The organism is Paratractidigestivibacter sp., assembly GCF_052362415.1.
Classification (GTDB): Bacteria; Actinomycetota; Coriobacteriia; order Coriobacteriales; family Atopobiaceae; genus Paratractidigestivibacter.
In genome coordinates, this window is the sequence record NZ_DAWEMK010000059.1 from 1 (window position 1) to 4,665 (window position 4,665).

The window sequence follows — 4,665 nt, forward strand, 5'->3', positions numbered from 1 at the left end:
TTTTCACGGGAATGCGGGCTCGTCGGCAGCGATTCTCACTTGAATCCTCGACTGTCGGTACCGACGCCCCCGGATCCCCGCGCCGGCATTACCGACGCCCCCGGATTCCCGTGCGGCCATTACCGACGCCCCCGGATTCCCGCGCGGCCATTACCGACGCTCCCGGATCTCGGTGCGCTATTACCGGCCCTCCCAGATTCTCGCGCTCGTGCCGGCGCTCCGGGATTCCGACGGACGGCCATCGGCATTCCCTGGCCCTTCGCGCCGAGCGCCTCTTGCCCTCGCGCTCTAATTGTTGTCCCGTCGAACGTGTACCCTAGGACCACCTGAAAAAGAAGCGCGGAGGTGCCCGATGGCCCAGATTGTTTGTCCCAACTGCGGTAAGGCTTTTACGGTCGATGAGTCCGACTACGCGACCATCGTCAAGCAGGTGCGCGACGCGGAGTTCGAGCGCGACATCGAGGAGCGCGTGCGCCTGGTCGAGAAGAACCAGGACAGCGCCGTCGCCGCCGCGGAGGCGCATGTCCGCGAGGAGGCGCAGGCGAATCTCGCTGATGCTCAGGCCAAGGCGGCAGCCGCGCTCTCGGAGCTGCGCGCCCAGGCGGCCTCGGAGCTGTCCGACGCACAGGCCAAGGCCGCGGCCGACCTCGCGGATGCCCGCGCGAAGGCGGCGGCCGAGCTCACCTCGGCCCGTGAAGCGGCACAGGCCGACGCCGCGAGCAAAGATGCGCTCATCGCCGCCCTGAGGGCGCAGCTCGAAGGGGTGAAGGGGTCGGCCGACGCCGCGCGCGCCGAGGCGGAAACGGCTGCCAAGGCCCAGCTCGCCGACCTGCGGGCACAGCTCGCCGAGGCACGTCGGCAGTCCGCGGACGAGCGCCGCGAGTTGGCGGAGGAGCTCGCGAAGGCTCGCGCAGGCGCATCCGAGCAGCTAACGGCTGCAAAGGAATCCGCAGCTCAAGAGCTTGCCGCCGCAAGGCAATCCGCCGTCCAGGAGCTCTCCGGAGCTCGCGAGCGCGCTTCCAGGGACCTGGCCGAGCGCGATCGGCGCATCGCTGAGCTCGAGACCGCCGCGAAGTCGCGCGAGGAGGCGTTCGCCGCGCAGCGCGACCTCGCCGTGACGCAGGCCGTGAGCGAGCAGGACCAGCGCATCGTCGCCCTCACCGGCGAGCTCACCGCCGTCAAGCTCGAGCGCGAGCAGGTAGAGACGTCGCTTCGCAAGGAGCTGTTGGAGAAGATCAACTACAAAGACCAGGTCATCCGCGACCGCGACGACGAGATCGAGCGCATAAAAAACCAGCGCACGCGCCTCTCGGTCAAGCTCATCGGCGAGACCCTGGAGCAGCACTGCGAGACCGAGTTCAACCGCGTCCGCATGATGGCCTTCCCCAATGCCGAGTTCCACAAGGACAACGACGTCGTGGACGGCTCCAAGGGCGATTACGTGTTCCGTGAGGAGGATGAGTCCGGCACTGAGATCGTCTCCATCATGTTCGACATGAAGAACGAGGACGATAACTCCGTTAACCGCAAGAAGAACGAGGACCACTTCGCCAAGCTCGACCGCGATCGGCGCAACAAAGGCTGCGAGTACGCGGTGCTCGTCTCGACGCTCGAGCCCGAAAGCGAGCTCTACAATGCGGGGATCGTCGACGTTTCGTACCGCTACCCAAAGATGTACGTGATCCGTCCGCAGTTCTTCCTGCCGCTGATCGGGCTTTTGCGCAACGCGGGGAAGAACGCCGTGGGGGCACGCCGTGAGCTCGAGCAGATCAAGCAGCAGAACATCGACATCACGGGCTTCGAGAACGCGCTCGACGACTTCAAGGAGAAGTTCGGCAAGAACTACGAGACCGCGAGCAAGAAGTTCTCGACCGCGATCGAGGAGATCGACAAGACCATCCTGCACCTCCAGAAGGTCAAGGAGAACCTCACGAGCTCCGAGCGCCAGCTCCGTTTGGCCAACGACAAGGCCGAGGGCCTGACGATCCGCAAGCTCACTTGGAAGAACCCCACCATGAAGGCCAAGTTCGCCGAGCTCGCGGACACGGGCGGGGAGGGCGAGATCGCGGGCGCGGGCAAGAAGAGCAAGGACAAAGGCGAGGACGAGGTCGCATCTGCGGGCAAGAAGGCCGAGACCGGAGTCTTGGGCACCGTTGATGTTGCCGATGATTCCGCCACGGAACCCGACGAGGTCGAGTAGGCTGCGGACGAGCAACCTGTATTTCGTGTACTTGAGATACACGAAATACAGCAAAATCGTGTATCTCAGATACATGAAACTCGACTTACCCTTTGAGCGCGACTTCTTTCCGTCGTGTTTAACGAGGTGACTCACATAGCGTTGGACGGTTGTCGCCTGTTGCGCTACCTGGCTGCAAAACTATCGGCAGTTGTTGAGCCTCGTGCTAAAGAAACTTGAGTTGTTGGGCCCGCGAGCCTCAAGAACTGGCGATTTCTTTGCATTTGGGCCAACAACTGCCGATTTCTTTGCATCGGCACCAACAACTGCCGAAATTTGTGCATCGGTCGCGTTGCGCACCAACAACTGCCGTTATTTTTGCATCTGTCGCGTCGCGTACCAACAAGTGCCGATTTCTTTGCATTTTTGCAGTTGAGCTGACGATCCCCGAGGTGTTGCCATCGGTTGTCGCTGCTCGCTCTGGCTAACCGCACTTCTTGACCGCATACCCCCATAGGGTATACACTCAGCAATAGCAAGTACCCCCATGGGGTATGTAACCTGCTCAGCAAAGAGGAGCGAACCATGCCCGAAGACGGAAAGAAAACCTGCTGCAACTGCGCTAGCCGCAAGCACACGCCGCGCTCGGCCGAGCTCAAGTCCGATGTCTCGCGCCGCATCAACCGCGCGATCGGGCAGCTCAACGGCATAAAGACCATGGTCGAGGAGGACCGCTACTGCGGCGACGTCCTCACGCAGCTCGCGGCCGTCGAGTCCGCCGTCAAGGCGATCTCGCGCGAGGTCATGCAGGACCACCTCGAGACCTGCGTGGTCGAGCGCGTCCAGGCGGGCGACACCGAGGTCGTCGACGAGGTCATGGGCCTCTTCAAGAAGTTCATGTGAGGTGGTTCCCATGAAGGAGACATTCGATATCCAGGGTATGACCTGCGCGTCCTGTTCGGCGCGGGTCCAAAAGGCCGCAGCAGGCGTCCTCGGCGTGACCGAGGCCGACGTCAACCTGCTCAAGAACTCGATGGAGCTCGACTACGACGGCACGGACGCCACTGCGACCGCCGTTTGCGACGCCATCGAGCGCGCGGGGTACGGCGCCGTTCGCCGCGTCGCAGCCAATGGCAGGAAGGCTGCCCCCGCAGCGCTCGGCGACGCCGCGGCGAAGGCCGCACATGAGCGCCTCGTGCAGCTCGTGGTCTCTATCGCGTTCTCGGCCCCGCTCTTCTACATCGCCATGGGGCCCATGTTCGGCTGGCCCGGGGTGCCCGGCCTCGACGGCATGGACAACATGATGGCATCGACCATCACCCAACTGCTCCTGTGCATCCCCATCCTCTTCGTCAACCGCCACTACTTCATCACCGGTTTCCGCACGCTCTGGCACCGCTCGCCGAACATGGACTCGCTCATCGCCCTCGGCTCCGCCGCGAGCTTCGCGTACAGCCTCGTCTCCGTCTACCGCATGGCCTGGGCTTTCGGCGCGATGGACATGGCCGCCGCCCATGACGCGATGCACGGGCTGTACCTCGACTCCGCGGGCATGATCCTCGCCCTCATCGACCTCGGCAAATACTTCGAGGCCCGCGCCAAGGGCAAGACGACCGACGCCATCGCGGCACTCATGGACCTCTCGCCCAAGACCGCCCTCGTGGTGCGCGACGGCGCCGAGGTCGAGGTCCCCACCGAGGAGGTCCGGGTCGGCGACCGCGTGGTCGTGCGCGCCGGCGAGTCGGTGCCGGTGGACGGGCGGGTCGTCGAGGGGTCCGCCGCCCTCGACGAGTCCGCCATCACGGGCGAGCCCGTCCCTGTGGAGAAGAACGTCGGCGACCGTGTGACGGGCGCCACCACCTCGACGAGCGGCTGGTTCGCCATGGAGGCCACCTCCGTCGGCGACGACACGACGCTCGCCGGCATCATCCGCCTCGTCGACGAGGCGACGAGCACGAAGGCCCCCATCGAGCGTATGGCCGACAAGATCGCGGGCGTCTTCGTCCCCGTCGTCATGGCGATCGCCGCCGTGACCTTCTTCGCCTGGATGGCGATCTCGGGCGACTTCGCCACGGCGCTCAACCACTGCATCAGCATCCTCGTGATCTCGTGCCCCTGCGCCCTGGGCCTCGCCACACCCACGGCCATCATGGTCGGCTGCGGCCGCGGCGCCGCCAACGGCATCCTGATCAAGTCCGCCGAATCCCTCGAGGGGGCGTGCGCGCTCGACTACGTCGTCATGGACAAGACGGGCACCGTCACCGCCGGCGCCCCCTCGGTGACCGACGTCGTGGTCGCCGACGGCGCCTCCGAGCAGGAGCTCGTTCGCGTGGCGGCCGCCCTCGAGCAGAAGAGCGAGCACCCGCTCGCGAAGGCGGTCTGCGAGTTCGCGGCACGGAGGCGCGAGGCCGCGGGGCAGGGGAGCGCCGTCGCCGATGGCGCCGCGCCGGCTGCCCCCGCCATCGCCGACGGCGCCGCGGCAGTAA

The 4,665-nt window shown here is 65.3% G+C and carries 3 protein-coding genes; all 3 read left to right on the plus strand.

The genetic code is table 11. The features are described from left to right. Positions 1–352: 352 nt before the first annotated feature. Positions 353–2,200: a DUF2130 domain-containing protein gene (locus ACT84W_RS06855; RefSeq protein ID WP_444328668.1), complete on the plus strand. Its 1,848-nt coding sequence runs from the start codon at positions 353–355 to the stop codon at positions 2,198–2,200. A gap of 564 nt (positions 2,201–2,764) precedes the next feature. Then, positions 2,765–3,082, plus strand: coding sequence for a metal-sensing transcriptional repressor (locus ACT84W_RS06860; RefSeq protein WP_444328669.1), 318 nt, complete (start codon positions 2,765–2,767; stop codon positions 3,080–3,082). 10 nt (positions 3,083–3,092) lie between these two features. Next, the coding region (locus ACT84W_RS06865) for a heavy metal translocating P-type ATPase (protein ID WP_444328670.1) at positions 3,093–4,665 on the plus strand (1,573 nt) is incomplete at its 3' end.

Excerpts from the sequence above, each read along its gene's own strand:
- ACT84W_RS06860 (WP_444328669.1), top strand. The coding sequence starts at position 2,765 with ATGCCCGAAGACGGAAAGAAAACCTGCTGCAACTGCGCTAGCCGCAAG.
- ACT84W_RS06855 (WP_444328668.1), top strand. The coding sequence starts at position 353 with ATGGCCCAGATTGTTTGTCCCAACTGCGGTAAGGCTTTTACGGTCGAT.